Source organism: Rhodopila sp. (assembly GCF_035548095.1).
GTDB lineage: Bacteria > Pseudomonadota > Alphaproteobacteria > Acetobacterales > Acetobacteraceae > Rhodopila.
The window spans coordinates 195,844-221,931 of sequence record NZ_DASZUV010000002.1 but is presented as its reverse complement, the minus strand read 5'-3'; the positions used below and the strand labels follow the sequence as shown (position 1 = coordinate 221,931).

Annotated in this window: 20 protein-coding genes, 1 pseudogene and 1 riboswitch; of the genes and pseudogenes, 11 read left to right on the top strand and 10 right to left on the bottom strand. The window is 68.4% G+C overall.

The annotated features are described in order from the left end of the window. Positions 1 to 86: 86 nt before the first annotated feature. Positions 87 to 467, top strand: a pseudogene (gene crcB / locus VHC04_RS03260) (fluoride efflux transporter CrcB); the annotation flags it as partial. Positions 468 to 515: 48 nt separating this feature from the next. Beyond that, positions 516 to 1,322: a universal stress protein gene (locus tag VHC04_RS03255; RefSeq protein ID WP_325678259.1), complete on the top strand. Its 807-nt coding sequence runs from the start codon at positions 516 to 518 to the stop codon at positions 1,320 to 1,322. Between the two features lie 108 nt (positions 1,323 to 1,430). Here VHC04_RS03255 and VHC04_RS03250 read toward each other — a convergent pair whose 3' ends face one another. Further along, the gene (locus tag VHC04_RS03250; protein WP_325677894.1) at positions 1,431 to 1,889 is read right to left on the bottom strand and encodes a hypothetical protein; all 459 of its coding nucleotides are present in this window, start codon (positions 1,887 to 1,889) and stop codon (positions 1,431 to 1,433) included. A 141-nt stretch (positions 1,890 to 2,030) separates the two neighbouring features. Here VHC04_RS03250 and VHC04_RS03245 point away from each other — a divergent pair, with 141 nt between their 5' ends. The 3 genes from VHC04_RS03245 (at position 2,031) to VHC04_RS03235 (ending at position 4,983) form a co-directional block, all read left to right on the top strand. Continuing rightward, positions 2,031 to 2,750: a response regulator gene (locus VHC04_RS03245; RefSeq protein ID WP_325677892.1), complete on the top strand. Its 720-nt coding sequence runs from the start codon at positions 2,031 to 2,033 to the stop codon at positions 2,748 to 2,750. Next, positions 2,747 to 4,087, top strand: coding sequence for an ATP-binding protein (locus VHC04_RS03240; RefSeq protein WP_325677890.1), 1,341 nt, complete (start codon positions 2,747 to 2,749; stop codon positions 4,085 to 4,087). Before VHC04_RS03245 ends, VHC04_RS03240 begins: the two co-directional genes overlap by 4 nt. A 107-nt stretch (positions 4,088 to 4,194) precedes the next feature. Beyond that, complete coding sequence (locus VHC04_RS03235; RefSeq protein WP_325677888.1) at positions 4,195 to 4,983, top strand: sulfite exporter TauE/SafE family protein; 789 nt, start codon at positions 4,195 to 4,197, stop codon at positions 4,981 to 4,983. Between the two features lie 25 nt (positions 4,984 to 5,008). Here the strand turns inward: VHC04_RS03235 and VHC04_RS03230 are convergent, their stop codons facing one another. Both VHC04_RS03230 and VHC04_RS03225 read right to left on the bottom strand, forming a co-directional pair. Continuing rightward, positions 5,009 to 5,776: a glucose 1-dehydrogenase gene (locus tag VHC04_RS03230; protein ID WP_325677886.1), complete on the bottom strand. Its 768-nt coding sequence runs from the start codon at positions 5,774 to 5,776 to the stop codon at positions 5,009 to 5,011. A 130-nt stretch (positions 5,777 to 5,906) separates the two neighbouring features. Further along, positions 5,907 to 7,820, bottom strand: coding sequence for an ABC transporter ATP-binding protein (locus VHC04_RS03225; protein WP_325677884.1), 1,914 nt, complete (start codon positions 7,818 to 7,820; stop codon positions 5,907 to 5,909). 268 nt (positions 7,821 to 8,088) lie between these two features. On the opposite strand from VHC04_RS03225, the gene VHC04_RS03220 reads away from it, so the two are divergent. Both VHC04_RS03220 and VHC04_RS03215 read left to right on the top strand, forming a co-directional pair. Next, on the top strand, positions 8,089 to 9,687 hold the full coding sequence (locus VHC04_RS03220; protein WP_325677882.1) for a MutS-related protein: 1,599 nt from the start codon (positions 8,089 to 8,091) through the stop codon (positions 9,685 to 9,687). Further along, positions 9,684 to 11,210 (top strand): MutS-related protein, encoded by a 1,527-nt coding sequence (locus VHC04_RS03215; RefSeq protein ID WP_325677880.1) that lies wholly within the window; start codon positions 9,684 to 9,686, stop codon positions 11,208 to 11,210. The genes VHC04_RS03220 and VHC04_RS03215 overlap by 4 nt, the downstream gene beginning before the upstream one ends. Positions 11,211 to 11,300: 90 nt before the next feature. Here the strand turns inward: VHC04_RS03215 and eno are convergent, their stop codons facing one another. The 5 genes from eno to VHC04_RS03190 form a co-directional block, all read right to left on the bottom strand. Then, a complete protein-coding gene (eno, locus tag VHC04_RS03210) occupies positions 11,301 to 12,350 on the bottom strand; it encodes a phosphopyruvate hydratase (RefSeq protein WP_325677878.1) in 1,050 nt (349 codons plus the stop codon). Positions 12,351 to 12,491: 141 nt separating this feature from the next. Beyond that, positions 12,492 to 12,553, bottom strand: a riboswitch (Fluoride riboswitch). Positions 12,554 to 12,645: 92 nt separating this feature from the next. Continuing rightward, positions 12,646 to 12,930, bottom strand: a complete 285-nt coding sequence (locus VHC04_RS03205; protein WP_325677876.1) for a hypothetical protein — start codon at positions 12,928 to 12,930, stop codon at positions 12,646 to 12,648. A gap of 100 nt (positions 12,931 to 13,030) precedes the next feature. After that, on the bottom strand, positions 13,031 to 16,501 hold the full coding sequence (smc, locus tag VHC04_RS03200) for a chromosome segregation protein SMC (RefSeq protein WP_325677874.1): 3,471 nt from the start codon (positions 16,499 to 16,501) through the stop codon (positions 13,031 to 13,033). A 21-nt stretch (positions 16,502 to 16,522) separates the two neighbouring features. Then, positions 16,523 to 17,119, bottom strand: a complete 597-nt coding sequence (locus VHC04_RS03195; RefSeq protein ID WP_325677871.1) for a DsbA family protein — start codon at positions 17,117 to 17,119, stop codon at positions 16,523 to 16,525. A gap of 65 nt (positions 17,120 to 17,184) precedes the next feature. Beyond that, positions 17,185 to 17,727, bottom strand: a complete 543-nt coding sequence (locus VHC04_RS03190; RefSeq protein ID WP_325677869.1) for a DUF721 domain-containing protein — start codon at positions 17,725 to 17,727, stop codon at positions 17,185 to 17,187. A gap of 10 nt (positions 17,728 to 17,737) precedes the next feature. Here VHC04_RS03190 and mutY point away from each other — a divergent pair, with 10 nt between their 5' ends. Then, on the top strand, positions 17,738 to 18,817 hold the full coding sequence (gene mutY / locus VHC04_RS03185) for an A/G-specific adenine glycosylase (protein WP_325677867.1): 1,080 nt from the start codon (positions 17,738 to 17,740) through the stop codon (positions 18,815 to 18,817). Between the two features lie 31 nt (positions 18,818 to 18,848). Here the strand turns inward: mutY and VHC04_RS03180 are convergent, their stop codons facing one another. Continuing rightward, entirely contained in the window at positions 18,849 to 21,167 is a 2,319-nt protein-coding gene (locus tag VHC04_RS03180; protein WP_325677865.1) for an ATP-binding protein, read from the bottom strand. Between the two features lie 175 nt (positions 21,168 to 21,342). Between VHC04_RS03180 and VHC04_RS03175 the strand changes: the two genes are divergently transcribed. Beyond that, positions 21,343 to 22,452 (top strand): S-(hydroxymethyl)glutathione dehydrogenase/class III alcohol dehydrogenase, encoded by a 1,110-nt coding sequence (locus VHC04_RS03175; RefSeq protein ID WP_325677863.1) that lies wholly within the window; start codon positions 21,343 to 21,345, stop codon positions 22,450 to 22,452. 121 nt (positions 22,453 to 22,573) lie between these two features. Here the strand turns inward: VHC04_RS03175 and VHC04_RS03170 are convergent, their stop codons facing one another. Next, positions 22,574 to 23,269, bottom strand: coding sequence for a pirin family protein (locus VHC04_RS03170; protein ID WP_325677861.1), 696 nt, complete (start codon positions 23,267 to 23,269; stop codon positions 22,574 to 22,576). A gap of 345 nt (positions 23,270 to 23,614) precedes the next feature. Between VHC04_RS03170 and VHC04_RS03165 the strand changes: the two genes are divergently transcribed. Together VHC04_RS03165 and VHC04_RS03160 are read left to right on the top strand one after the other, a co-directional pair. After that, positions 23,615 to 25,051 (top strand): YcjX family protein, encoded by a 1,437-nt coding sequence (locus VHC04_RS03165; RefSeq protein WP_325677859.1) that lies wholly within the window; start codon positions 23,615 to 23,617, stop codon positions 25,049 to 25,051. Further along, positions 25,048 to 26,049 carry a DUF697 domain-containing protein gene (locus tag VHC04_RS03160; protein WP_325677857.1) on the top strand — a complete coding sequence of 334 codons (1,002 nt, stop codon included), beginning with the start codon at positions 25,048 to 25,050 and terminating at the stop codon, positions 26,047 to 26,049. Before VHC04_RS03165 ends, VHC04_RS03160 begins: the two co-directional genes overlap by 4 nt. The last annotated feature ends 39 nt before the right edge of the window (positions 26,050 to 26,088 follow it).

The window sequence follows — 26,088 nt, the reverse complement described above, 5'->3', positions numbered from 1 at the left end:
TTGCCCGCGGTGGGAGTGCTGGACTAGACCCGTGCCGATGTGCCGGTCCGGGTGCCGGTCTGGCATGTGGCCATGTTCGGAGGCGGATCGGTTTGCTTTATCTCTACGTCGCGATCGGTGGCGCGTTGGGCAGCATCGCGCGCGCCGGAATGGCCACCGCGGTGGCGCGCTTCACGGGTCCGCAGTTCCCGTGGGGCACGATCCTGATCAACATCCTCGGCTCCTTCGTCATCGGATTCTTCGGTACGCTGACGGCGAATGACAGCCGGTATGCCGTCTCGGCCGATCTGCGCGCCTTCGTGATGATCGGCATCTGCGGCGGTTTCACGACGTTTTCCTCATTCAGCCTGCAGACGCTGGATCTGGCGCGCGACGGGCGGACGGGACAGGCACTGCTGAATATCGGCTTATCAGTCGTCCTGTGCCTCACCGCCGTCTATGCCGGCTTCTCCGGCGCGCATCACGTGCGGAGCATCCCCTCGCGGGCTGCCGCCGTCACGCCGGCGCCAGGCGGGATGGGGGAGGTTGCCGTGGCTGTTCTGCACACCCCGGAGGATGCCAAGACCCTGCTGGACGCCGGCACCAGGCTGCTGAGCCGGGAGGGTGGCGGGCGCCTGAAGGCCCTGGCAATCCGTCTGCCGCCCGCCGCCGCGGTTCTCCCCTCGGAGGAAGTCTTGACGGAGGACCGCGCGGAGGCCGTCCGAGCGGAGCAGGAGAACTGGGCGGCGCGCCTGCGTGACGTCGTGGATGACTGGCAGACCGAATCCCAGCCGGCCGGCGTCAGGACGGAGCTGATCGATATCGAGGGCGATGCCGCGACGATCGTGGCCGAGCAGGGACGCCGCAGCGATGCGATCGTCATCTCGCGTCCGGTTCCGCATCAGGGGGAGCGGATGCGGGAGTGCCTGCACGCGGCGCTGTTCGACACGGGCAGTCCCGTTCTGGTCGTTCCGCCCGGCCATGCCGGCCCCATCGGCAAGGTGGTGGCGATCGCATGGAATGACGATGCCCGCTCGGCGGGGGCGGTACGGGACGGCCTCGCCTTGCTGCGCCACGCGGACAAGGTGCACGTGCTGTGCGCGGACCATCCGTGCGGGCTGCCGGCCGTATTGGCGGAGCATGGGATCGAGGCGGACTGTCACGAGGTGCCGGAGGGTGAGGGCTCGGTCGGCGCCCGGCTGTTGCGCGCGGCGCATCGGTTCGGCGCCGACCTGCTGGTGATGGGCGCCTTTGCCCATGGACCATGGCGGGAGGCCATGTTCGGCGGTGTGACCCGGTACATGCTCGCCGAGGCGGACATGCCGCTGTTCATGCGTCACTGACGCCGGGACGCGCCGTCCCCGCCAGACATGGCACGATTTCCGCCGACGCCGCTCCGCGCCGGCGGAGACCGGATGGCCAAGGCAGGGACGGGTCAGGCCGACCCTGCTTCAGGAAATCCGGCGCAGCCGCGCGGTGTGCGGGTCCATGGTGAACTTGGCTACCACCGATCCGTCGCCGGTCGTGACGCTGAATGCGATCGATCCGTCCGCCGTCGGCGCGACGTCCGCGATCTTCCAGCTATGGTTGCCGTTCCACAGCAGGAATGCCTCGGCGATCTTCTTGACGTCACTCGCGTCCAGGTTCCGGTCCGCGGACGGGTAGATCAGGGCGAAGGTGTGCATCCGATGCCACCAGTGGTGCATCGCAGGGCCCATGGGATGCGGGCGCATCCCCATCGGTCCATCCGCCGCTTCCACTTGAGGTCCGGGGTGCATGGGCGGAGCGGCGCCATCGGCGGCCGGTGCGGGCGCCGCCGGCGTGGACTGGGCCAGCGACAGGGCGGCGCCGGTGGCAATGCCACCTGATACGAATGCTGCCGCGGCGACAGCAATAAGGGATGAACGCATGGATCAGGTACCTCCAGGTGGTCGGGTATCCAACCCGTTTATCGCCGACCAACATGTCCGGTTTCTGGCCATGCCCGTGCGAAATGCAAAAAAGTGCAACCGCGATTCCGATGCGGGGGATCTGGGCTTATGTAACAGCCCATGGACCCGACCCCCCACATCCTCGTGATCGATGACGATCGCGAAATCCGCGACCTGCTGGCTCGCTTCCTGGAAAATCAACGCATTCGCGTCACCGCGGTGCGTGATGGGAAGGAGGCGCGGCGCGCCTGGATGAACGGGCACTATCAGCTCGTCGTGCTGGACCTGATGCTGCCGGGCGAATCGGGGCTGGATGTGGCGCGTTGGCTGCGCAGCCAGGGCGATGTGCCGATCGTCATGCTCACCGCGATGGGGGAGGAGACGGATCGGATCGTCGGGCTGGAGCTGGGCGCCGACGATTATGTGGCCAAGCCATTCAACCCGCGGGAATTGCTGGCACGGATTCGCGCTGTCCTGCGGCGGACCACGGACCAGGGAGAGCCGCGTCGCGAACAGGCACTGCGCGGCTGGACGTTCAGCGGCTGGACGCTGGAGCCCGCCAGGCGTCGCCTGCTGAACCCCGAGGGCGTGGAAGTCGCCCTGACCGGTGGCGAGTTCGACCTGCTGCTCGCCCTGGTCGAGCGCGCCAACCGCGTGCTGACCCGCGACATGCTGCTGGACCTGCTGCGTGGGCGGCAGGCCGGGCCGTTCGACCGGGCGATCGATGTCGCGGTGTCGCGGCTGCGCCGCAAGCTGGAAGATGACGGCCGGCATGCTCAGCTGATCAAGACGGTGCGCGGCGGCGGTTACGTGCTCGCCGCCAGCGTCGAGCGGGCGTGACGATCCGCCTCTGGCCGGCGAGCCTGGCCGGGCGCACGGCCGTGGTGCTGCTGGTCGGGCTGGTCGCGGTGCAGGGCGCCGGGCTGACGATCCATGCGCTGGACCGGCTGGACGTGCAGCGCCTGGCGCAGGCGCGAGACCTGTCCTTCCGGGCCAGCGGCCTGTACCGCGCGATGGCATTGACCGATCCGGCGCGGCGGGCGGAGGTGCTGGACCGCATGCGCCATCCGCCCGACCTGTCGGCCACCGTCAGTGACGCGCCGCCGCAGCCGGACCTCCCGGAAATGCCGCCGATGGAGCAGCGGCTGATCCGGCTGCATCTGAACATGGTACCGTTCAGCGACGCACAGATGCCCTGGCGTGACATCGTGATCTATGGCGGCCCGCCCTTCGGGCGCGTGGTGATGGGCTTGCGGCTGCCGGACGGGACGTGGCTGAACATCGCCGATCACCTGGATCCGCTGCGGCCCTGGCACTCGCCGACATTCCTGGTGGCGTTCGTTCTGATGACCTTGGCTGCCGCGGTCCTGACGCTGTGGACCGTGCGTCGCCTGATCGCGCCGGTGCGTGTCCTGGCGGAGGCGGCCGAGGCGCTGGGTCGGGACGTCAATGCGCCGCCGCTGCCGGAAACCGGACCATCGGAAGTGCGCACCGCCGCCATCGCGTTCAATACGATGGCGATGCGTATCAGGCGCTTCGTGCAGGACCGGACGGAGCTGCTGACCGCGATCGGCCATGACCTGCGCACTCCCATCACGCGGCTGAAGCTGCGCGCGGAGTTCGTCGAGGATGACGAGCAGCGCGCCAAGATCCTCGCCGACCTGGAGGAGCTGGAGGCGATGGTGTCGGCCACCCTGGCCTTCGGGCGCGACGCGCGGTCGACGGAGCCGCTGTCGCCGATTGATCTCGCCGAATTACTGCGCACTATCGTCGACGAGGTCGGCGATGCCTGGCCCAGCGCACAGGAGGTGCTGCGGTATGAGGGGCCATCCCATCTGACCTTGCAGGTCCGCCCGCTTTCCCTGAAGCGGGCCTTCGTCAACCTGGTCGCCAATGCCGTCCATTATGGAGGCGGCGCCGTTGTACGGCTGTCGACGCCGAGGTTTGATTCGGTCGTGGTGGAGGTCGAGGACGAAGGGCCAGGGATTCCCGCCGCCGAGATAGATCGCGTGTTCGAGCCGTTCCACCGCGGCGACCCCAGCCGCAGCCGGGAAACAGGTGGCGTCGGCCTGGGCCTGCCGATCGCCCGGAACATCTTTCGCGCCCATGGTGGTGACGTGACGCTGGTCAACCGCGCGCCGCGAGGCCTGAAGGCGACGGTGACACTGCCGCGGTAGCCGGCCCGGCCGCAACCCGGCAAGCGGGGTGGGGGGCGGCGCATGCAGGCAGGTGCGGGCGCCCGGTGCCTGTGCTACCAATAGCCGCGACGCATTCCGGGCTTTGAATGTCCTCACTATTTTCAATCGATTTTCGATTTGTGCTGTCAGGCTTTTTTGTCGGACTGCTGGTTGGTCAGACAGGTGTCGGAGGCGGTGCGCTGATGACGCCGTTGCTGGTCCTGTTGTTTGGAGTGCACCCCTCGACCGCCGTCGGGACCGACCTGCTATACGCCTCGGCGACGAAAACGGTCGGTACCCTGGTCCATGGGGCGAATCACACGGTCGACTGGCGGATCACCGGCCGGTTGGCGGCCGGCAGTATTCCGGCCACGATGCTGACTCTTCTGGTGGCATCCCATTACGGCATGGCCACGCATGGCAGCGGCCGCGTGATCGCGCTGATGCTGGGTGTGCTGCTGCTGTTGACGGCGGTATCCCTGCTGTTCCGCCAGCAATTGCTGCGGATGGTCGGACCGACCCTGGATCGACTGCCGCCGCGCCAGGCCGCCGGGTTGACGGTGATCACCGGCGCGGTGCTGGGGGTGTTGGTCACCCTGTCGTCGGTGGGCGCGGGCGCGCTGGGCGTCACCGCCCTGCTGGCGCTTTATCCGCGGGAACCGCTGCCCCGCATCGTCGGGTCCGACATCGCGCATGCCGTGCCGCTGACCTTGCTGGCCGGGCTCGGCCACTGGTGGCTGGGTTCGGTGGACTGGGTGCTGCTGGCCTCGCTGTTATGCGGGTCGGTGCCTGGCATCATCCTGGGCAGCCACCTGTCGTCACGCGTGCCGGACCGGGTTCTGCGCACGGTGCTTGCCGCCACCCTCGTCGTCGTCGGCGGCAAGCTGGTGTTCTGAGCCGGCCTCTCGGACGGCCCCGCCCCTATGTCGCGGTCCAGCCGCCATCCACCTCATACGCGGCGCCGGTGATGTATTTTGCCCGGTCGCTGCACAGATACGTCACCATTTCGGCGATATCGTTCGGCTCCCCATAGCGGCCCAGCGGGGTGCGCGCGATCACGGCCTCACCACGCGTCGGGCGCGAAGGCGCGGTCATGCGGGTTTCGATGAACCCGGGGCACACGGCGTTCACCCGGATGCCCTGCTGGGCATATTCCATCGCCGCCGTCTTGGTCAGCCCGATCACGCCGTGCTTGGAGGCGACATAGGCGCTGGAGCCCTTCAGCCCGACCAGCCCGGCGATCGAGGCGGTGTTGACGATCACGCCGCCACCATTCGCCAGCATTGCCGGCACCTCCAGCTTCATGCACAGCCAGACGCCCTTCAGGTTCACCTGGATCATGCGATCGAAGGAGGCTTCGGACCATTCGTGCGTCATCTGGCCCACGGAGTCGACCTGGTGTCCGGCGATGCCGGCGTTGTTGAAGGCGCAGTCCAGCCGGCCATAGGCGGCGGTGGCGCCGTCGACCATCGCCTTCACATCGGCGGCGCGCGTGACATCGCCCGACAGGGAAATCGCTTGGCCGCCGGCCTTGTTGATCAGGCCCACCGTCTCTTCCGCCGCGGTCGCTTCGTAGTCGGCGACCGCCACGCGCGCGCCTTCGCGTGCCATCACCAGCGCGGTCTCCCGCCCTATCCCGTTGCCGCCGCCGGTGACCAGCGCGACTTTTCCCTGCAGCAACCCGACCATGAACTGGATTCCTCCGTTATCCTTGCCCGCAGCTTCCCGCAGGTGCCGGCGGTTTTCAATCCGGCCTCGCGGCGCGGATTGCCGGTGTGGATGTCGCGTCCCCTGGTGGTCCCATGCCGGCAATCGCGCTTTACGGCCGCAGTTCCGCGGCATCGGCCGGCTGGTACTCGCCCGACCGGACTCCGTCCGCCTGGAATCCACCCGACTGGCGGTGCCAAAGCCGAGCATAGACGCCACCCTGGCGCAGCAGTTCGGCATGGCTGCCGCTTTCGACGATGCGCCCCTGGTTCAACACGATCAGCCGGTCCATCCGGGCGATGGTCGACAGCCGATGCGCGATCGCGATGACCGTGCGACCCTCCATCAGCCGGTCAAGCTGGCCTTGGATCGCGGCCTCCACCTCGGAGTCCAGGGCCGAAGTCGCTTCATCCAGGATCAGGATCGGGGCATCCTTCAGGATGACCCGCGCCAGGGCGACGCGCTGGCGCTGGCCGCCGGATAGTTTCACGCCGCGTTCGCCGACATGCGCGTCATAGCCGCGGCGGCCGTGCCAGTCTTCCAGCCCCATGATGAAGTCATGCGCCTCGGCCTTGCGAGCGGCGTCGATCACCTGTGCCTCGGTGGCGTCAGGCCGGCCGTACCGGATGTTGTCGCGAATCGACCGGTGCAGCAACGACGTGTCCTGCGTCACCATGGCGATATGGGCCCGCAGGCTTTCCTGTGTGACGCGGGCGATGTCCTGGCCGTCGATCAGGATGCGGCCCCGCGCCGGGTCGTAGAAGTGCAGCAGCAGGTTCACCAGCGTCGACTTGCCCGCGCCCGACGGCCCGACGAGGCCCACGCGTTCCCCGGCGGCGATCGTCAGGTCGATGCCGTGCAGCACGGCCGGGGCCTGCGTGGCCTGCCGTCCCGTCACCACGTCGCGGATGCGGCCGTAGTCGAAATGCAGGTCCTCGAAGCGGATCTCGCCGCCGTGCACATGCAGGTCCGTCACGCCCGGCGGGTCCGGCATCTGTCGCGCGACGTCGATCGAGCGCATGCCATCCTGCACGGTGCCGATATTCTCAAAGATGCTGGTGATGCTGCGTGCCACCCAGCCGGCGATATTCGTCAGTTGCCAGGAGAGCGGAATGGCCGTGGCGACGGCGGCAAGGACGATCTGGCCCTGGGTCCATTGCCACAGCGCCACGGTTGCGGTGCCGACCACGAGCAGCGCGTTCATCATCGACAATGTCATCGTGTAGCCGGATGTCAGGCGCGTCTGGTCGCGGAAGGCCCGCGTATGGTCGTCCACCGCATCCCGCACGAAGGCGTCCTCATCCAGCGCCTTGGCGAACAGTTTCACCGTCAGGATGTTCGTATAGCTGTCCACGATCCGTCCGGTCAGCGTCGAGCGCATTTCCGACACGCGGCGGGAGCGATCGCGCAGCCGCGGCACGAAGTAGCGCAGCATGACGGCGTAGCAGCCGAACCAGGCCGTCATCGGCACCATCAGCCGCCAGTCCAGGTGCGCGAGCATCAGCAGCGCCGAGCTGCCGTAGACGACGATGTACCAGGCGGCGTCGAACGCCATCACCAGGCTTTCACGCAGGGCCGGCCCGGTCTGCTGCACGCGGTTGGCGATCCGGCCGGCGAAATCGTTCTGAAAGAACGTCCAGCTCTGCCGCACCACATGCCAATGATTCTGCCACCGGATCATGTTGGAGAACCCGGGATTGACGACCTGGTTGACCAGGATGTTGTGCGCCATGAAGGCGGCCGGGCGAGCCAGCACCAGGATGGCGGCCATGCCCAGCAGGGCCGGCCCGTGGTCGGCGAACAGGGTGTCCGGCGTCGATGTCGAAACGAACCCGACGACCCGTCCGATGAAGGCGGGGATCATCGTATCCAGGATCGCGATCAGGCCGCCGCACACGAACAGCGCCGCGGTCAGGCCGCGCACCTGGCGGATGAAATGCCAGTAGAACCGCATCAGCCCGGCGGTCGGCGGCGGATCGGGCTGTCCGGCGGTCGGGTCCAGCAGGCGTTCGAAGCGGCGCAGCATCCGATCAGCGGTGGACCAACAAGGCCGAGCGGTCAACCATGCCGGCGTGGGCCGCCTGGGTCGGCACCAGGGGCACGTGCGCATCGATCTTGACTGAGCGTTCTCGCGGACCTACGTCCAGAGCAAGGGATGGAGTCCCCTGTCATGCTCCGTACGCTGATGACTCCTGCCAATAGAGATGCGTGCCGTTACCGGCAGCTGAGGCAGGGTGGTGATGACAGAATGGTCGATATCAGATGGATCCCCGCTGGGGCTTCCAGACGGGAACATGGCGGCCGGCCGTCGGGCCGCCTTGCCTTCGGTTCCGCTAGATCGTGACACCGGATCGGCGCCGCCGATATTCCGCAGCGTCCTGTTTCCTCCCGGCGAACCCGAGACCCCGCGTGCGGAGCAGCCGGCGTGCTTTGTCGATCTGAATCTGGATCAGGTGGTCAACGCGATCGTCGCGGATCGGGATGAGGCGGTGCTGCGGCCGCTGTTTTACTCTCCGTCGCGTCGCGAAGACATCATCCGCTATCGCCAGGCGGTGTTCGCCGACCTGGAGCGGCCTGGTGTCTTCGAGGTCATGCAGGCGTTTTCCGGGGCGATGCGGACGGTCAGGGCCAACCTGGCCTATGCCGCGCCGATCGACCGGGCGAGCCACCAGCATGCGGTGACGCTGCGCGCCATCACGCTTTATTGTCGGGCGGTGCTGTCGCTGTCGGAAGGCTTGCAGTTGCACCGACCGCGCTCTGAAGCGCTATCGGAACTGCTGGCCTATCTGGCGGATTACAGGGCGTCGCCGGCCTTCAGCAGCCTGGCGGGTGAGGCCGACGACCTGACGCGGGCCTTGGCCGACCTGAGCTACGGCATGCTGTTTCGCGGCGACAAGGTGACGGTGCGCAAATACGCCGACGAGGTGGATTTCGCGGCGACGATACTGGATCGTTTCGCGCGTTTCCGAACCGAACCGGTGGGCGCGCGACCGCCGCGTCCACCGGGCGATGATTTCGCATTGAACCATATCGAAGAAGCCATCCTGGCATTCGTGGCGAAGCTGTTTCCCGATGAGTTCCATGCACTGGCCGCGTTTGTCACGCGCCGGGCGGAGTTCATTGACCAGGCGCTTGCCCGATTTGAGCGGGAGATCGCCTTCTTCGTCTCGTACCTGGAATTCATCGCGCCGATGAAGGCGGCCAACCTGCCGTTCTGCCATCCGGATGTTTCGGCGGTAAGCAAGGAGACCGAGGCGCACGAGGCCTTCGACCTGGCGTTGGCCGCCAAGCTGGTGTCGGAACGGAAGCCTGTCATATGCAATGATTTCCGCCTGACCGGCGCGGAACGGATGCTGGTCGTCACGGGCGCCAACCAGGGCGGCAAGACCACTTTTTCGCGGATGTTCGGCCAGATGCATATCCTGGCCGGCCTGGGTTGCCCGGTACCCGGCACGCGGGCGCGCCTGTTCCTGGCCGATCAGGTCTTCACCCATTTCGAACGCGAGGAGGATATCACCAATCTCCGCGGCAAGCTGGAGGATGAGTTGTTCCGTCTGCACCGGACCTGCGAGGTGATGACCGGCGACAGCGTTGTCATCCTCAATGAGGTCTTCAATTCGACCAGCCTGGATGACCAGATCCTGCTCAGTACCAAGGTGATGGAACGCATCCTGGCGACCGATGCGCTTGGGGTGTGCGTCACCTTCCTCGACGGCCTGACCAGCTTGAGCGCGAAGACCGTCAGCATGGTCAGCATGGTCGATCCGGATAATCCGGCGAACCGGACATTCCGGGTGAAGCGCATGCCGGCGAACGGACTGGCCTATGCGCTGTCTTTGGCGGAAAAGCGCGGCGTCACCTATGAGCGGCTGTGCGCGAGGATACGGCCATGAAGACCTGCCTGATGTATCCGGACCGTGATTTCGATACCGCATCGGTGCGGGCGGGCCTGGCGGAACGCTTTGCCCAGGATATCGAGCTGGACGTGCTGATCGCCGCCGCGGCCGGCAGCGACCGGCTGATTCGGACCGTCATGGCAGCGGTGTGTGCTGAAGCCTGGACCAACGACAGCACGACGGTCCGTTACCGGCAGGGTATCCTGAAGGACTGTCTGGCGAACCCCGAGCTGGTGCGGCGGCTCTACGCCATGGCGGGGGAGCCGTTCGGACGGGAAAGAAGCTGGGACTTCAGCCTGTATGGCCATGAGCCCTCGGCCATGGTCGGCAGCGCGGTCCGGACCTTGCAGCATGCGTTCGCCCTGCTGCGGCGCCTGCGCGACACCTGCCTTGCGCATGCCGACCGGTTTGCCTCCACGGGTTTGCAGCAACTTCTCGTCATGCTGCGCCGGGACCTGGACGACACGTACCTGGCGGCGGTGGCGGACGACCTGAACAGCCTCACATTCGGCGCCGGCGTGTTGCTGAGCGCCCATGTCGGCGGCGGCGGCAAGGCCGCGGGGCTGGTACTACGCAAGCCGCAGCCGCGGGACATGAGCTGGATGCAATACCTGCCGGCGATCGGTGTCAAAAGCTATACGTTGCAATTGCAACCACGTGACGATGCCGGCGCGCAGGCATTCAGCGAGCTGCAGAATCGCGGCCTCGGCCAGATCTCGGACGCTATTTACCGGTCCGCGGAACATGTGCTGGGCTTCCTGAAGGCGCTGCGGGACGAACTGGCCTTCTATGTCGGCTGCCTCAATCTCAAGGACCGCCTGGACGGGATCGGCGAATCGACCTGCTTTCCCGAAGTGAGCGACGCGCCACGGTATTTCCGCTGCCGCGATCTGCGCGATACCTGCCTGTCCCTGACCTTGGGCTGCCGCGCGGTGGGAAACGATGTGGATGCGGGCGACAGGCCGCTGGTGATCATCACGGGTGCGAACCGGGGTGGCAAATCGACCTTTCTGCGCAGTGTCGGCGTCGCTCAGCTGATGTTGCAATGCGGCCTGTTTGTCACCGCGGAGCAGTTCTCGTCGTCACTGCGTTCCGGCCTGTTCACGCATTACAAGCGGCAGGAGGACCGGTCGATGCGCAGCGGCAAGTTTGACGAGGAACTGGTCCGCATGAGCGAGATCGCCGATCATATCCGCCCCGGCGCGCTAGTGCTGTTCAACGAATCCTTCGCCGCGACGCATGAGCGGGAGGGGGCCGAGATCGCCCGCCAGGTCGTGTCGGCGCTGCTGGACAGCGGCGTGACCGTGTTCTTCGTCACGCATATGTACGAATTGGCCAGAGTGTTCTTCGACGACGACCGGGTGTTGTTTCTGCGCGCCGATCCCGATCCGGGAGGAACGCGGACCTTCCGGCTGCACCCGGCCAGGCCGCTCCCGCGCAGCTTCGGTATCGATCTGTACCGGCAGATCTTCGGTCCGGAGGAGGAAGCGCATGATCAGCCCGCACGGCTCAGCGGCTGACGGTCATCGCGCAACCGGCTCAAGCCGTGAAGGCCCACATCCACCCTGCGCCGCCCGGGTGGATGTGAGTCGCGGGCGGTAACGCCCCGTTCAGCGCCGCTTGGCAAACGGGTTGGTGAAGATCGCGTCCCGTCCCAGCTCTTTCTCGATCCGCAGGAGCCGGTTGTACTTCGCGACGCGCTCGCCCCGGCATAACGAGCCGGATTTGATCTGGCCGCCCCCCATGGCGACGGTGAAATCGGTCATGGCACGGAACCCGTCCCAGTCGTTCTCCGCCAATCCGTCCTCGATCGATACGATGGGGTAGCGCGCGACCCAGTCGCCGTAGAGGGCGATCATCTCCGCGGCCGTCTTGCGTCCGCGTCGCGTGCGGGTCAGGGCGTATTCGCCGTCGAAGAACGACGTCGCGGCGGGATCCAGCGCGATCGCGATGTCCTCCCCGGGTCGATAGCCGGCGGCTTCGATGCCGCGGACAATGAACTCGCAGGCGAGCTCATTGGTCGGCAGGCGGGGGGCGAAGCCGCCCTCGTCGCCGACCGCGATCGGCTGATCCGCCGCGGCAAGCAGATCCCGCAAGGCATGGAACGTTTCTGAAGCGTAGCGTACAGCCTCGGCGAAGCTGGGCGCGCCGACCGGCACCAGCATGAACTCCTGGAAGTCCAGGCTGCTGTCGGCATGTTTGCCGCCGTTCAGGACGTTGAACATCGGCATTGGCAGCCGCCGTTCCGCGCGCGGGAAAAACTGGTACAGCGGCCGCTTCTCCGCCGCCGCGCCGGCCCGCACCACGGCCATCGAAACCCCCAGGATCGCGTTGGCGCCAAGCCGGGACTTGTTGGGCGTGCCGTCCAGGTCGATCAGCAACTGGTCGATCTCCGCGTGATCCAGCGCACCCTTGCCGGCCAGCGCCGACGCAATCTCTCCGCGGACATCCTCTATCGCCTTGCGGACGCCCTTGCCGCCGTACCGGCGGCCATCGCCATCGCGCAGTTCGACCGCCTCCAGCGCGCCGGTCGACGCCCCGGAGGGCACGCTGGCCGTGGCTCTGACGCCGGAGCCCAGGACGACCTCAACCTCCAGCGTCGGGTTGCCGCGCGAATCGAGAATTTCCATGGCGTCGATGTACGTAATGCGATGCTTCATCCCACCACCTCCCCATGCTGGCGCGCACCGATACACGGCGCGCATGCGTGACCTGGCCGGGGTGTCGACACCGCCGGCCAGTCCACTTGGATATGCTTGTCGGGAAAGCCTTGCCCCATATCCTACCCCTCCGGCACAGCCAGATCGGTAGGAGTCATCAGCCCAAATGGGCAATTAGGGCGAACTCCATCGCCGCCATGGAACGCGTCCGATGATAGACGCGATACCCGGGTCACCTCAAGCGGAGATGCTCACAGGTGCGGCGATTCAAGCCTGATGGTTCATGTCCGCTGGCTCAGGCCCAATGGCCGGGAATCCAGTAGCCACCCCGCCAGTGACCGGGAATCCAGGCCCTCGGACGTGGATAATAAGCGGGGGGCGGCGGCGCATACACGACCGGTGGCGCGGCATAGACCGGCGCGGGAGCGACCACGACCGGCGGGCCGACCACGACGGGCGGCACCACCACGCCGATCCCGCCCCGCCACCACGCCTGGGCCTGCCCCGGAGCGGCCATCAGTCCGACGGCGACGAGGCCGCCGAAGGCCGATGCCGTCATGAAACGTGTCGAGATTGCCATGACGTCACCTCATGCATCTGATTGGACGATGCGAGGCTCCCACGCGATTGTATCCTCGCGATGACCGCTTTGTGACGCGAATGCGGCACCGGCTCGCCGGCTATTCCGCCGCCATCAGCGAGTGTTCCACCATGCCGGCGGCGGCGGCCAGATCGACCGACAGCAGGCGGGACACACCGCGTTCCTGCATCGTCACACCATAGAGCCGGTCCATCCGCGCCATCGTCATCGGGTGGTGGGTCACGACCAGGAACCGCGTGCCGGTGTCCCGCACCATGTCCTCCAGCAGGGTGCAGAACCGGTCCACATTCGCATCGTCCAGCGGCGCGTCGACCTCGTCCAGCACGCATACCGGGGCTGGATTGCAGCGGAACACGGCGAAAATCAGCGACAGTGCCGTCAACGCCTGCTCGCCACCCGACAGCAGCGACAGGATCGCCAGCTTCTTGCCGGGCGGCTGGGCGTAGATCTCCAGACCGGCCTGCAGCGGGTCGTCGGAGCCGACCAGGGCCAGGTGGGCCCGCCCGCCGCCGAACATGTGGGTAAAGAGCTGCTGGAAGTTGCGGTCGACTTCCTGGAACACAGCCGTCAGCCGCTCCCGCCCCTCGCGGTTCAGATGCCCGATCGAGCCGCGCAGCTTGGCGATCGCCGTCGTCAATTCCTCGCGCTCTTTCTCGATCGTGGCGATCTGCTCCTCGACCGTCTCGACCTCCTGTTCGGCGCGCAGGTTGACGGGACCCATCTCCTCCCGTTCCTTCTGCAGCCGCTCCAGGCGCCTGCGGGCCTTGTCCTCGGCTTCCTGGGTCAGCTCGGCCGGCGGTTCGGGCAGGTCGGGGTTCACGCCCAGGCGCTCCAGGATGCGCTCCGCCACCGCCCCCCAGGCGTGACTGGCCTGCTCCAGCGCGGCCTCGGCCCGCACCAGGTTTTCGCGCCGGGCCGCGACGGCCGCCTCGGCGGCGCGTGCGGCGCGGTCGGTCTCGCTGGCCTGGGCCTGCGCCGCGCTCATCTCCTGGGCGGCGCGGCGATGCGCCTCCTCGGCGGCCTTCAGCATGTCCAGCGCTTCGGCGCGGCGGGCGGCGATTTCCGCCGGCCGAGCTTGCAGCGTGCCCAGCGCCGCTTCCGCCTCCTGCTGCCGGGCAGCCAGATCGGTGACCCGGCCGGCGGCGTCGGCGGCGCGTTCGGCCCAGCCGCCCCGTTCGGCGGCAATCGCCTTGCGCCGGTTGGCGCGGGCCGCGTACTCGCGGGCCAGCGAATCCCGCTGCGTGCGTGCCGAGGTCTCCGCCGCGCGCGCATTCGACAGGGCCGTGCGGGTCGCTGTCACCGCGTCGCGCAGGGCGGCAATATCGGGCAGGTCCGCCTGGGCCTGCCGCACCTGGTCCAGCGCGGCCTGCGCCTCGTCGCGCTCTCCGCTCACCCGGGCGAGCTGGTCGTCGACCGCGGCCAGGCGCGCCGCGGCGGTATTGGCCTGGTTGCGCAGCGTGGCGAGGGCCGCCCTGGCCCGTTCCAGGGCATTCTCCCGGTCCCGCCGCGCGGCGCGGGCCTGTTGCTCCGCCTGCGTGGCGCTCTGCGCCGCGGCTTCCGCCTGGGTTCGGCCGGCGCGCGCGGCCGCAGCCTGCTGCTCGGCGACGCCCAGGCGCGCGCGCAAATCGTTCAGACGGTTCCGCTGTTGCAGGCGCACCGCCGCCTGGGTCGGCGTGCCGGAGCGGATCGTGTAGCCGTCCCACCGCCAGATCGCCCCGGCGCGGGAGACCAGGGACTGACCCGGCCGCAGCGAGGTCTGCTGGGCTCCGCCGTCCTGCTCGTTCTCCACCAGCCCGATCTGCGAGAGCACGCGGGCCAGCGCCGGCGGGCCCTGCACGAAGGATGAGAGCGGCGTGGCACAGGCGGGCAGGGCGGGTACCGGATCGAAGGCCGGCAACGCCACCCAGTAGCGGGCGCCATTCGGGTCCAGGGCGGAGGTCAGCTCCTCGCCCAGCACCGCGCCCAGCGCGGCCTCCAGCCCGGCGGCGACCGTCAGCGAATCGATCATCGGCGGCCAGCGCTCGCCATCCTTCACCGCCAGCACCTCGGCCAGGGCCTGGGCTTCGGCGGCCAGCCGGGCGCGGGCGGAATCGGCGGCTGCCTGGGCTTCGCGCGCGGCGGTCAGCGCGGTGGCCGCGGCGGCGCGGGCCTGCTCTGCCTGTTCCACCGCCTGGCGTGCCGCGGTGGCGGCGGCTTCCGCCTGCGCCGTCTCCTCGGCGGCCTTGCTGACCGCGGCCGGATCGACCTGCTGGGCGGCCACGCGGGCCCGATCCTGCGTCAGCGATTGGAACTGCTGGTTCACCCGGGTGGCCCGGCTTTCCGCCTGGGCCAGCATCTGCGTTGCCGCCTGTGCCCTGGCATTGGCCTCGGCGGCGGCCTCGGTGGCGCGATTGGCCTCGGCTTCCGCGCCGCGCACCGCCTCGGCGGCGGCAACGGCGACGGCCTCGGCCTGCGCGGCCCGTTCCTCGTACCCGTCATCGGCCATTGCCAGGCTCGCCTCCTCGGCGCCCAGGCGTTCCTCGGCGGCGGCGGCGTCCCGCTGCAGTTGCCGGGCGTGGTCCAGGTCGTTGCGGATCTGTCCCAGGCGGCGCTCCGCCTCGGCGAGTTCCGTGCGGGCGCGCTGTTCCTCGCCGGCGATCTGTTCCTGCGCGATCCGGTGGCGTTCCAGCACCGTGCGCGCCTCGGCTTCCCGTTCGCGCAGGGCCGGCAGCACGTCCGAGCTATCGCCGGCCTTGCCCAGCGCCAGGCGCGCGGCGTCATTCGCTTCGGCGACCGCCTGCTCGGCGGCCGCCAGCGTGGCGGCGGCCTCGGCCCTGGCGGCATCCACGCGGGCGCGCTGCACGGACAGCAGCTCGGCCTCGGCGGTGCGGATGGTGCCGGAGATATTGCGATAGCGGCTGGCCTGGCGGGCCTGGCGTTTCAACCCGGCCAACTGGGCTTCCAACTGGCCGCGCAGGTCCTCGGCGCGCGCCAGGTTGGCCTCGGCGGCGCGCAGCTTCAGTTCCGCCTCATGCCGGCGGGCGTGCAGGCCGGTGATATTGGCCGCCTCTTCCAGCACGCCGCGCCGGTCCTCCGGCCTGGCGTTCACGAGGCCGGTCACGCGGCCCTGGCTGACCATGGCGGAGGTGCGGGCGCCTGAACCGATATCCGCGAACAAGGTCTGCACGTCGCGGGCGCGAACCTCCTTGCCGTTGATGCGGTAGGCCGATCCGCTGCCACGCTCGATGCGGCGGACGATTTCCAGCTCGGGCTGTTCGTGGAAGGGCGGCGGGACCTTGCCGACCGTCTCATCCAGCACCAGCGTCACTTCGGCGATGTTGCGGGAGGCGCGGCCAGCGGTGCCGGCGAAGATCACGTCCTCCATCTCTCCGCCGCGCAGGTTGCGGGCGCTGGACTCGCCCATGGCCCAGCGCAGCGCCTCCACGACATTGGACTTGCCGCAGCCGTTGGGCCCGACGATGCCGGTCAGCCCGGGCAGGATTTCAACCGCGGTCGGTTCGGCGAAGCTTTTGAAACCCGCGATGCGCAGACGACGGAAGCTGACCGGCAAACGAAACTCCTGTGGGTCGCCTTATGACGGGATCAGCTTGCGGAAGGCCTCGTAGCTCATTTCCCCGGCATATTTCTGGTTGTCGATCACGAAGCTCGGAGTCGAGTCGATCTTCCATTTCTGGGTCGCCGCCTGCTGCTGCTGCAGGATCCAGTCGCGCAGCGCGGTGTCATTGATCGCCTTGTCGAAGGTCGGGCGGCTCATGCCGGCCAGGGCGGCGGTCTTCCATAGCTCATCCGTCGGATTGTTGCCCCGGTTGAAGGCCCAGCGGTCCTGGGTGGCGAACAGCGCCTCGATGAACGGCAGATAACGGTCCACCGGCAGGTAGCGCGCGACCATGGATGCGCTCAGCGCGGTGCGGTCCAGCGGATAGTCCTGGAACACCCAGCGCACGACCCCCTTGTCGATCAGGTTGGTCTTGATCTGCGGAAACGTCTCTTGAGAGAAGGCGGCGCAATGCGTGCAGGTCAGGGAGAAGAACTCCTGCACCACCACCTTCGCGTCCGGCTTGCCGACCGATCGCTCAGCCCGCGTGACATCCTCATCGGCGTGGGCCAGAACCGGCAGCATGGCACTGGCGGGCACTAGGGATAGTAGGAAGCGACGGGAAAACTGCATTGATACCTCTATATCTAGTCCATACGACAACAGGCGGCGGAGTGTCGAGCACCACGGTGGCCCAGTCAGGGCCGGCCGGGGTCCGGCTTGCCGGCTAAGGCATTGTGCTGCAAGCGTGATCCGCGCTGACGGAGGCCGGCGCGCTGACGGTCGCGGCCCAGCACGACTCGGCCAAGCGCGGCCAGCGCGGATCGCAGGTCGCCTTCCGGCAGATCGGCGACGGCCGCCTCGGCCTCGGCGACTGCTTCCGGCGGCGGTTGCCGCGCGGGCGCGGATCGTGGCGGCATGCCGGCCTGGGTAAAGCGCAGCGCGGTCACCGCGGGCGCGCCCTTGCCGGGCCCGACATGGGCATTGATCCGGCGGATCAGCTCCGAACCGACATAGTGCAGGTCCATCGCCGCGGGACCGGAGCAGCCGATGGTCAAGGTGCCGCGGTCAAGCCGGCGCGGGGCGGTGATCGCGGCGATCCGGGGGCCGACGATCAATGGCCAGTCCGCCATGATCTGTGCCGCGGCCGGGCTGTGGCGGCGATAGGCCGGGCGGGTGACCGACGGCACCAGCGCGCCGATCGGACGCGGGCCCTGGAGAACGCCGCCGCGGGCTGTCATACCTTTGTCCGTGCCGTCATCCGCCATCGCTTCCGCCGAGTCGCTCCTGCGCTGGTATGACCGGCATCGCCGCCGCCTGCCATGGCGGGCCGAGGCCGGGGAGAGTCCCGATCCGTATCGCGTCTGGCTGAGCGAGATCATGCTGCAGCAGACCACCGTGGCGGCCGTCATACCCTACTATGAGAGGTTCGTAAGCCGCTTCCCGACGGTGCGGGTGCTGGCCGACGCGCCCATCGAGTCGGTGCTGGCGTCCTGGGCCGGGCTTGGCTACTACGCCCGCGCCAGAAACCTGCACGCCTGTGCCCAGGCGGTGGTGGCGCGAGGCGGCTTTCCGTCGGACCTGGACGGGCTGCGGGCGCTTCCCGGCATCGGCGTCTACACGGCCGCGGCGGTGGCCGCGATCGCCTTCGGGGTGCCGGCCGTGCCGGTGGACGGCAATGTGGAACGGGTCGCGGCGCGCGTGTTCGCGATCCAGGACCCCTTGCCCGCCGCCAAGCCGGCACTGCGTGAGGCGGCCGACCGGCTTGGGGAGCAGCCCGCCGCGCGCGCCCGGCCGGGCGATTTCGCCCAGGCGCTGTTCGATCTGGGGGCGACGCTGTGCACGCCCGCGCAGCCCGCCTGTGGTCTTTGTCCCTGGGTGGAAGCCTGCGCCGGCCGGCGCCAGGGGATCGCTTCGGAGCTGCCGCGCAAGGCGCCCAGGAAGCAGCGGCCCTTGCGCTATGGCGTGCATTTCTGGCTGACCGATCCCGCGGGGCAGGTGTTGCTGCGCCGCCGCCCGGCCCGGGGCCTGCTGGGCGGGATGACCGAGCTGCCGGGGACGGAATGGCGGGGCGAGCCCTGGTCGGCGGATGAGGTCCGCGCCGCCGCGCCGATGCCGACGGACTGGCGGCCGGCGGGGCAGGTGCGGCATGGCTTCACGCATTTCGAGCTCGTCATCGACCTGTTTGCCGCGCAGGTGCCGCGGATTGCCGCCGAGGGCCTGCTTCGGTCCCTTGCCACGCTGGACGAGGAGGCGTTGCCGTCGGTGATGCGCAAATGCGTGGCGATGGTGTGCGGCAAACCGGATCGGCGGCGCGGCGCCACGCTCTGAACGCAGCCCTTCACGATGCGCCGGGAGCCGGTCAGGCGGGCCCGGGCGGTTCCAGCACGTCGAGCAGGCGCGCGCCCAGTTCCGCCGCGGTGAAGGGTTTCGACAGCACGTGTTCGCCAGCGGGCAGCATGCCGTTGTGACTGGCCGCGCCGGGCGCATAGCCGGTGGTGAACAGGATCGGCAGCCCGGGCCGTTCCCTCCGTGCGAGCTCGGCCAGTTGCGGCCCGCTCATGCCCCCCGTCAGGACGACATCCGTGAACAGCACGGTGACCTCGGGGTGGCGGCGCAGCAGGTCCAGCCCGGCGGTACCCGTGGCCGCGGCCAGGACGCGGTAGCGGAGGTCGTGCAGGAAGGCGACCGTCAGCTCGCGCACCGCGTCGTCGTCCTCCACCACGAGCACCGTCTGCCCGGCCGGCGCCGTCAGGGTCGGCAGTTCCGACGGTGGCTCCATGACGGCGGCATCCGCGCCCGTCAGGCGCGGCAGATACAGCTTCACGGTCGTCCCATGGCCAGGCTCGCTGTAGATCTTCGCGTGGCCATCCGACTGGCGGGCGAAGCCATAGATCATCGACAGGCCCAGGCCGGTGCCCTGACCGGGTGCCTTGGTGGTGAAGAACGGGTCGAAGGCCTGGGCGGCCACGCCGGGCGACATGCCATGGCCGGTATCGGTCACCGCCAGCATGACGTATTGGCCCGGTTGCACCTCGTTGTGAGTCGCGGCGTAGGCGGCATCCAATTCCGCGTTGGCGGTTTCGATCGTCAGCCTGCCGCCGTCCGGCATCGCGTCGCGGGCATTGATCGCCAGGTTCAGCAGGGCATTCTCGATCTGCGCCGGATCGCTGCGGGTTCGCCACAGGTCTGGCGACAGGATCGTCTTGATCTCGATCGAGGCGCCGAGTGTGCGGGACAGCAGGTCGGCCAGGCCGGCGACGAGCCGGTTGAGGTCGACCGTGCGTGACTCCAGCGGTTGCTGTCGGGCGAACGCCAGCAGCCGATGGGTCATGCGCGCGGCGCGCTTCACCCCGTCCCGGCCCAGTATGTAGTAGCGGTGCGCGCGGTCGTCCCCGGCGGGTACGGACCGGTACAGGAAATCGATGCTACCGCCGATAGCGGTCAGCAGATTGTTGAAATCATGGGCAATGCCGCCGGTCAGCCGGCCGATCGCCTCCATTTTCTGCGATTGCCGCAGCGATGCCTCGGCCGCCTGTTGCTCGGCGATCGCGGCCTCCAGCTGCCGGTTGGTCTTGGACAGGGCGGCCGTGCGCTCCGCCACACGCTGTTCCAGAGTCTCGTTTGCCCTGCGAAGCGCGGACTGGTTGCGTTCGATGACGTCGGCCATCTGATCGAAGGCGATGCTCAGCCGGCCGGCCTCGGATGACCGGTCCGGCAGGTTGACGCGAACGTCGTAGTTGCCGGCAGACCATTGCCGCGCCGCGTGCGCCAGGCGCTGCAGCGGCCGGCTGACCAGCCATCTCGTGCCGGTGCTGGCCAGGGCGGCGGTCGCAAGGATCGAGGTCAGCAGGATGATCAGATCACGGCGTGCCGCCGCCGTCGCCAGCAGGGATATCGGCGGCTCCCGCAGATCGACCGCGATCAGCAGCCCTTGCGGCGGTACCATCGGCGGCAGGTACCCGACGATGTGGGATTGGCCCTCGGCGTCGCGGTAGCGGATCGTGCCTTCCGCCCGATGCAGGGCTGGGCCGAGGATCGCAGGCATGGGCGTGCCCACAGCGCCCGGCGTGGGCGCGACCACGAGCACGCCGCGCCGGTCGGCAATCCACAGCGTCGCGCCCGGGGGAAGGTCGAGCTCACGGAAATGGGCCTGCAACCAGTCGAAGCCGAGACCGACATAGGCCACGCGCTGGCGCCCGGCCGCGTCCTTGAACGGAAGGGCGAGTGGCAGCTGCGGCTGCCGAACGGTGCGGCCGACCATGTAGTCGCCGATCACGAAGCTTCCGGTGCGGATCGCTTCCTGAAAATAGAACCGGTCGCTGGCGTTGATACTGGGCGGAGCCACGACCTTGCCGCAGATCGACTGTCCGTTGGTGTCGACAAGAGCCATGTTGAAGATCTGCGGATAATGGCTGGCGAGGCCGGTCAGATAGCGGTTGCAGGCGTCGGGGTCGAAATTCTCGACCGGGGGTGCCGCGGCGACGGCGATCAGGATCGCCTTCATGACTTCCACCGTGCGCAGGGCGTCGCTCGATACGAGCCGCGCAAAGCGCAGGGCATCAGCCTGTTCCGCCGCGGCGCGCGCCTGCCGCAGTTCGAGCTGGGTATACAGTTCGGCGCCGACGACTGGCAGCATGGCCAGGGCGATCAGCAGCAGGATGCGCGTGGCAAGCGACATGGGGAGGAGAATCGGGGGCTGATCACATTTATGTGCCACGTCTCGGCCCGGCGCGCGATAGATGTGTTTGACGGTACGTCCCACGCCAGGGTTGCGGCGGGATTCCGGTCACCCCGCTTGATCCCCGGCGTGCCTGTCAGCACCATGGGCGCCCTGATGGTTGGGAGTCTGGACCATGAAGACACGTGCCGCGGTCGCCCGCGAGGCCGGCAAGTCACTGAGCCTGGAGACGGTCGAACTGGACGGTCCGCGCGAGGGTGAGGTGCTGGTCGAGATCAAGGCGACCGGTATCTGCCATACGGACGAGTACACGCTGTCCGGGGCGGACCCGGAAGGCATCTTCCCATCGATCCTGGGCCACGAGGGGGCCGGCGTCGTGGTGGACGTCGGCAGCAATGTCACCAGTCTGAAGAAGGGTGACCACGTCATCCCGCTGTATACGCCGGAATGCCGGCAGTGCGAGTACTGCCTGTCGCGGAAGACGAATCTCTGCGTTGCGATCCGCGCGACACAAGGCAAGGGCCTGATGCCGGACGGTACCAGCCGGTTCCGCAGCGGAAAGGAGACGGTGTTCCATTACATGGGCACCAGCACCTTCGCCAACTTCACGGTGCTGCCCGAGATCGCGCTGGCGAAGATCCGGGAGGACGCGCCGTTCGACAAGGTCTGCTATATCGGCTGCGGCGTGACCACCGGCATCGGCGCGGTGATCAACACCGCGAAGGCCGAGACCGGCTGCCGGGCGGTGGTGTTCGGCCTGGGCGGCATCGGGCTGAATGTGATCCAGGGGCTGAAGATGATCGGCGCGGAGCAGATCGTCGGCGTTGACCTCAACCCCGGCCGCAAGCCGATCGCCGAGACGTTCGGCATGACGCATTTCGTCAACCCGAGCGAGGTGCGGGGCGACCTGGTGCCGTATCTGGTGGACCTGACCAAGGGTGGGGCCGATTACAGCTTCGAGTGCATCGGCAACGTGAACGTCATGCGCCAGGCCCTGGAATGCGCCCATCGTGGCTGGGGCAAATCCGTCATCATCGGTGTCGCCGGGGCGGGGCAGGAGATTGCCACGCGGCCATTCCAGCTGGTCACCGGCCGGACCTGGATGGGCACGGCCTTTGGCGGCGCCAGGGGGCGTACCGACGTGCCGCGCATCGTCGACTGGTATATGGACGGGCGCATCAACATCGACGACCTGATCACGCATGTCTTGCCGTTCGAGCAGATCAATGAAGGGTTCGATCTGATGCGGCGCGGGGAGTCGATCCGGTCGGTTGTCGTCTACTGACGAACGGGATCGTGCGAGGACGGCCCGATGCTCGGTTGTCCGTCCTCGTTGATATCAGCAGGGACACGGCAGGCGCCCCCGGGCGCCGACCGCCGGGTGCGCCCGCCGCGCGGTCGTGCCTTCAGGCGGCGACGTCCACCACCACGACGGCCGTCTTCTGCCTGGCCGTGATCGCCACGCTGGACTCATCGGTGATCGCCACGCCGTCGCGCGGGTTCGCCTCCACGCCGTTGACGGTCACCGGCCCGTCCACCGGCACCAGATAGGCAACCCGCCCTTCGGCCAGCGCCAGCTCCACCGTCTGACCCTCGCCCAGCGTGCCGGCCAGCACGGCGGCATCCGCATTCAGCGGCAGCGCGCCGCTGTCGCCGGAGCGGCCGGAGGCAAGGACCGACAGGCCTTCCCCTTCCTTGGGGAAGCTCCGCATGTCCCAGCCCGGCGCCGCGCCGCGCCGGTCCGGCAGGATCCAGATCTGGAACAGGCTGGTGGGCACCTGCTCCAGATTGTATTCGGCGTGGGTGATCCCGGTGCCGGCATGCATCACCTGAACGTCACCGGCCTCGGTCCGGCCCTGGTTGCCCAGGCTGTCACGATGCGTAATGGCGCCCTGGCGCACATAGGTCACGATTTCCATGTCACGGTGCGGATGCGGGTCGAACCCGGTGCCGGGTGCGATCTCATCGTCGTTCCAGACCCGGAGACGGCCGACGCCCATGCGGGCGGGGTCATGGTAGTTGGCAAAACTAAAGTGGTGGTGCGTATCCAGCCAGGCGTTGCGGAACGCGCCCAGGCTGTCGAACGGGCGAACCTCGATCATTGAAGACTCCGTTTTGCGGTTTCGCGGCAGGTGGGATGCCGACGATGGCCCGACAAGCAGGAAAGACGGGCAGGTCAGGGCCGTGTTACAGGAGGGGCAGGACCGCGCGGGTAGAACCATGTATGGTGGTCAGCGCCGTGCGGACCCGCGGCCGATGGGGATGGGCCTATACCGGGATGGGCTTGCCGCGGCGGGTCCGTACCAGGCTGCGCGGCCGGGCTTTGCGGCCGCCGCGATCGGCAAGGACATGGAGACCGCATGAGGCAGGGGGCAGGTCTCGGCCACTGGCTGTGGACCGGGGTCAGGAACATGGCGTCGGGAGTTTCCGACTCCGTCGATACCGCCATGAACGAAACCCGGATCCGCCTTGCCGTCACCGGCCTCAGCCGATCCGGCAAGACCGTCTTCATCACCTCCCTGATCCAGAACCTGATCGCGCTCGGCCACGGGCGCGACACGCTGCCCCTGATCACGCGGCGGCTGGACAGCCGGGGCCGCAGCCGGCTGCGGCGCGTGTCGATCGATCCGGCCGGTGTGCAGACGATTCCCTATTTCGACTTCCAGTCAAAGTTGCTGGCACTTTCCCGCTCGGACGCCGCGTGGCCGCCGCGCACCGAGGATCTCTCGGAAATCTCCATCACGCTGGAGATCGAGCGCGAGGGGCTGGGCCAGAAGCTGGGCTCCCGCCGGGTGCGGATGGACATCCTGGACTACCCTGGCGAGTGGCTGCTGGACCTGCCGCTGCTGGATCTCAGTCACGCCGCCTGGTCCGACGATACGCTGGCCCGATTGCAAACCCCTGCCTTGCAGCCGCAGACCGGGCGGTTCCTGGATTATCTGCGTGGCCTGAGCGCCGATGGCCCGGCCGATGGGGCGACCGTGCGGCAGGGCCATGCGCTATATAAGGAAACATTGTCCAGCCTGCGAAATACCGCCGGCCTGCGCTATCTGCAGCCGGGGCGCTTCCTGTGTCCCGGCCCGTTCGGCGACGCGCCCTTCCTGTGGTTCTTCCCGATGCCGGGCACCGCGGGCCCGCTGATGCACGGCTCGATCGGGCGGCTGTTGCAGGACCGGTTCGAGACCTACAAGCGGGAAATCAGGGCGAACTTCTTCGACAGCTATTTCCGGTCGTTCGACCGGCAGATCATGCTGGTCGATGTGCTGGGCTGCCTCTATGCCGGCAAGCTGGCGTTCGACGACACCGCCGCGGCCATTCACGATCTGGCCGTGGTCCTGCGTGACGGCTGGGGCACCTGGGCGCGCGGCCGCAGATCGGGGGTGACGGCGTCGGAACTACCCTGGCCATTGTCACTGACCGTGTCGGCGGCGCAATCGCTGCTGGCAGCCTTCATGGGCACGCGATCGGTGGATCGTGTCGCCTTCGTCGCCACCAAAGCCGACCATGTCCCGGAGCTCGACCGTCAGGCGCTGCGCTCGCTGCTGACGAACCTCGCGAAACCCGCGGCCGGGGCGATCGAGGCGGACCGTGCGAGCGTCAGCTATCACGTGGCTTCGTCGATCCGCTCGACCGAGGATGTGACCCTGACCGTCAAAGGCCGCCCGGTGCGCGCCGTGCAGGGTGTTCTGGTGCCCGGCGGGCCGGCGCGGCCATTCTCCCCGGGACAGATCCCGGCGGAGGATATTCCCGACTATTTCTGGGATGCCGGCTATTTCGAGCTGCCGGACTTCCTGCCGCCGCGGATCGATCCCCGTGGTGTGCGGGGAATCCGCCACCTGGCACTGGATGAAGTCCTGGATGCGGTGATCGGAGACCTGCTGTGACACGCGAAACGCCGCGTTTCCTGGACGACGAGGCATCGAATCCAGTACCGCGGGTGCCAGAGCCGCCGCGAGCACGCCCGGTGGCGTCCGATCCCGCCGGGGCGGCGGCCGACCGGGTGGAGATCGAGCGGCCCTTCCTGCATGATCCTCTGCCGGACGCGCCCACCGCGATCGGCGCCGACTGGCGGCCGGATGAGATCAAGCGGCCGCCCCGCCGGCTGGGAGCCGGCCTGGTGGCCGTCGCCGGCATAGCGTTGATCATCGCGGGCTGGCTGGCCACGACGATGACGCTGGCGGCGCTGTCTTCGTATCAGGTCTCGCCGGTGATGGGGAACATCGTCATCGCCGCCTACGCGACCGGCCTGCTGCTGGTGCTGGCGGCGCTGCTGTCGGAATGGCGGGCCATGCGGTCGGTGCGACGCGTGGAGATCGTGCGCGATGCGCTGCGGCATGCCGAGACGATCGGCCTGTCGCAGCTGCGCGGCGTCACGCTGGGCTGGCTGCGCACCTTGCCCGGCCGGCTGGAGGTTGACCCGGCGGTGATGTCGGCGATCCGCAAGGCGGAGACGGCGGACCAGGTGCTGGCGATCCTGAAGAATCGGGTGGCGCCCCCGCTGGAGGCGGAGACAAGGCGCATCGGTCTGCGCGTGGCCACCGAGGGCAGCCTGCTGGTGGCGATCTCCCCTCATCAGTCCTGGGACGGGATCATCGTCGCGCTGTATGGGCTGCGCATCGTGCGGCAGGTCGCGGTGGCCTATGGGTTGAGGCCGGGCGGCATGGTGACGCTGATGCTGCTGCGGCGAACGCTGCGCGCGGCGCTGGAAACCGCCGCCGTCGGCCTCGTCGCGCAAGGCGCCGGCGCCCGTTTGCTGGAAAGCACGCCGATCCTGCGCCACCTGGCCGGCACGGTTCCCGGGCTCAGCACGGCCGAGCTGCGGCTATACCGGCTGGCCGTGGTGGCGGGCGATGCCTGCAACCCGCTGGCGAACCCGGCCTGATCCGGAGACACGCATGACAGGGTCGCGGTGCCCGCCTGC

Excerpts from the sequence above, each read along its gene's own strand:
- VHC04_RS03255 (WP_325678259.1), top strand. The coding sequence starts at position 516 with ATGGGGGAGGTTGCCGTGGCTGTTCTGCACACCCCGGAGGATGCCAAG.
- VHC04_RS03250 (WP_325677894.1), bottom strand. The coding sequence starts at position 1,889 with ATGCGTTCATCCCTTATTGCTGTCGCCGCGGCAGCATTCGTATCAGGT.
- VHC04_RS03245 (WP_325677892.1), top strand. The coding sequence starts at position 2,031 with ATGGACCCGACCCCCCACATCCTCGTGATCGATGACGATCGCGAAATC.
- VHC04_RS03235 (WP_325677888.1), top strand. The coding sequence starts at position 4,195 with ATGTCCTCACTATTTTCAATCGATTTTCGATTTGTGCTGTCAGGCTTT.
- VHC04_RS03230 (WP_325677886.1), bottom strand. The coding sequence starts at position 5,776 with ATGGTCGGGTTGCTGCAGGGAAAAGTCGCGCTGGTCACCGGCGGCGGC.
- VHC04_RS03225 (WP_325677884.1), bottom strand. The coding sequence starts at position 7,820 with ATGCTGCGCCGCTTCGAACGCCTGCTGGACCCGACCGCCGGACAGCCC.
- VHC04_RS03220 (WP_325677882.1), top strand. The coding sequence starts at position 8,089 with ATGGCGGCCGGCCGTCGGGCCGCCTTGCCTTCGGTTCCGCTAGATCGT.
- VHC04_RS03215 (WP_325677880.1), top strand. The coding sequence starts at position 9,684 with ATGAAGACCTGCCTGATGTATCCGGACCGTGATTTCGATACCGCATCG.
- eno (WP_325677878.1), bottom strand. The coding sequence starts at position 12,350 with ATGAAGCATCGCATTACGTACATCGACGCCATGGAAATTCTCGATTCG.
- VHC04_RS03205 (WP_325677876.1), bottom strand. The coding sequence starts at position 12,930 with ATGGCAATCTCGACACGTTTCATGACGGCATCGGCCTTCGGCGGCCTC.
- VHC04_RS03195 (WP_325677871.1), bottom strand. The coding sequence starts at position 17,119 with ATGCAGTTTTCCCGTCGCTTCCTACTATCCCTAGTGCCCGCCAGTGCC.
- VHC04_RS03190 (WP_325677869.1), bottom strand. The coding sequence starts at position 17,727 with ATGACAGCCCGCGGCGGCGTTCTCCAGGGCCCGCGTCCGATCGGCGCG.
- VHC04_RS03180 (WP_325677865.1), bottom strand. The coding sequence starts at position 21,167 with ATGTCGCTTGCCACGCGCATCCTGCTGCTGATCGCCCTGGCCATGCTG.
- VHC04_RS03175 (WP_325677863.1), top strand. The coding sequence starts at position 21,343 with ATGAAGACACGTGCCGCGGTCGCCCGCGAGGCCGGCAAGTCACTGAGC.
- VHC04_RS03170 (WP_325677861.1), bottom strand. The coding sequence starts at position 23,269 with ATGATCGAGGTTCGCCCGTTCGACAGCCTGGGCGCGTTCCGCAACGCC.
- VHC04_RS03165 (WP_325677859.1), top strand. The coding sequence starts at position 23,615 with ATGAACGAAACCCGGATCCGCCTTGCCGTCACCGGCCTCAGCCGATCC.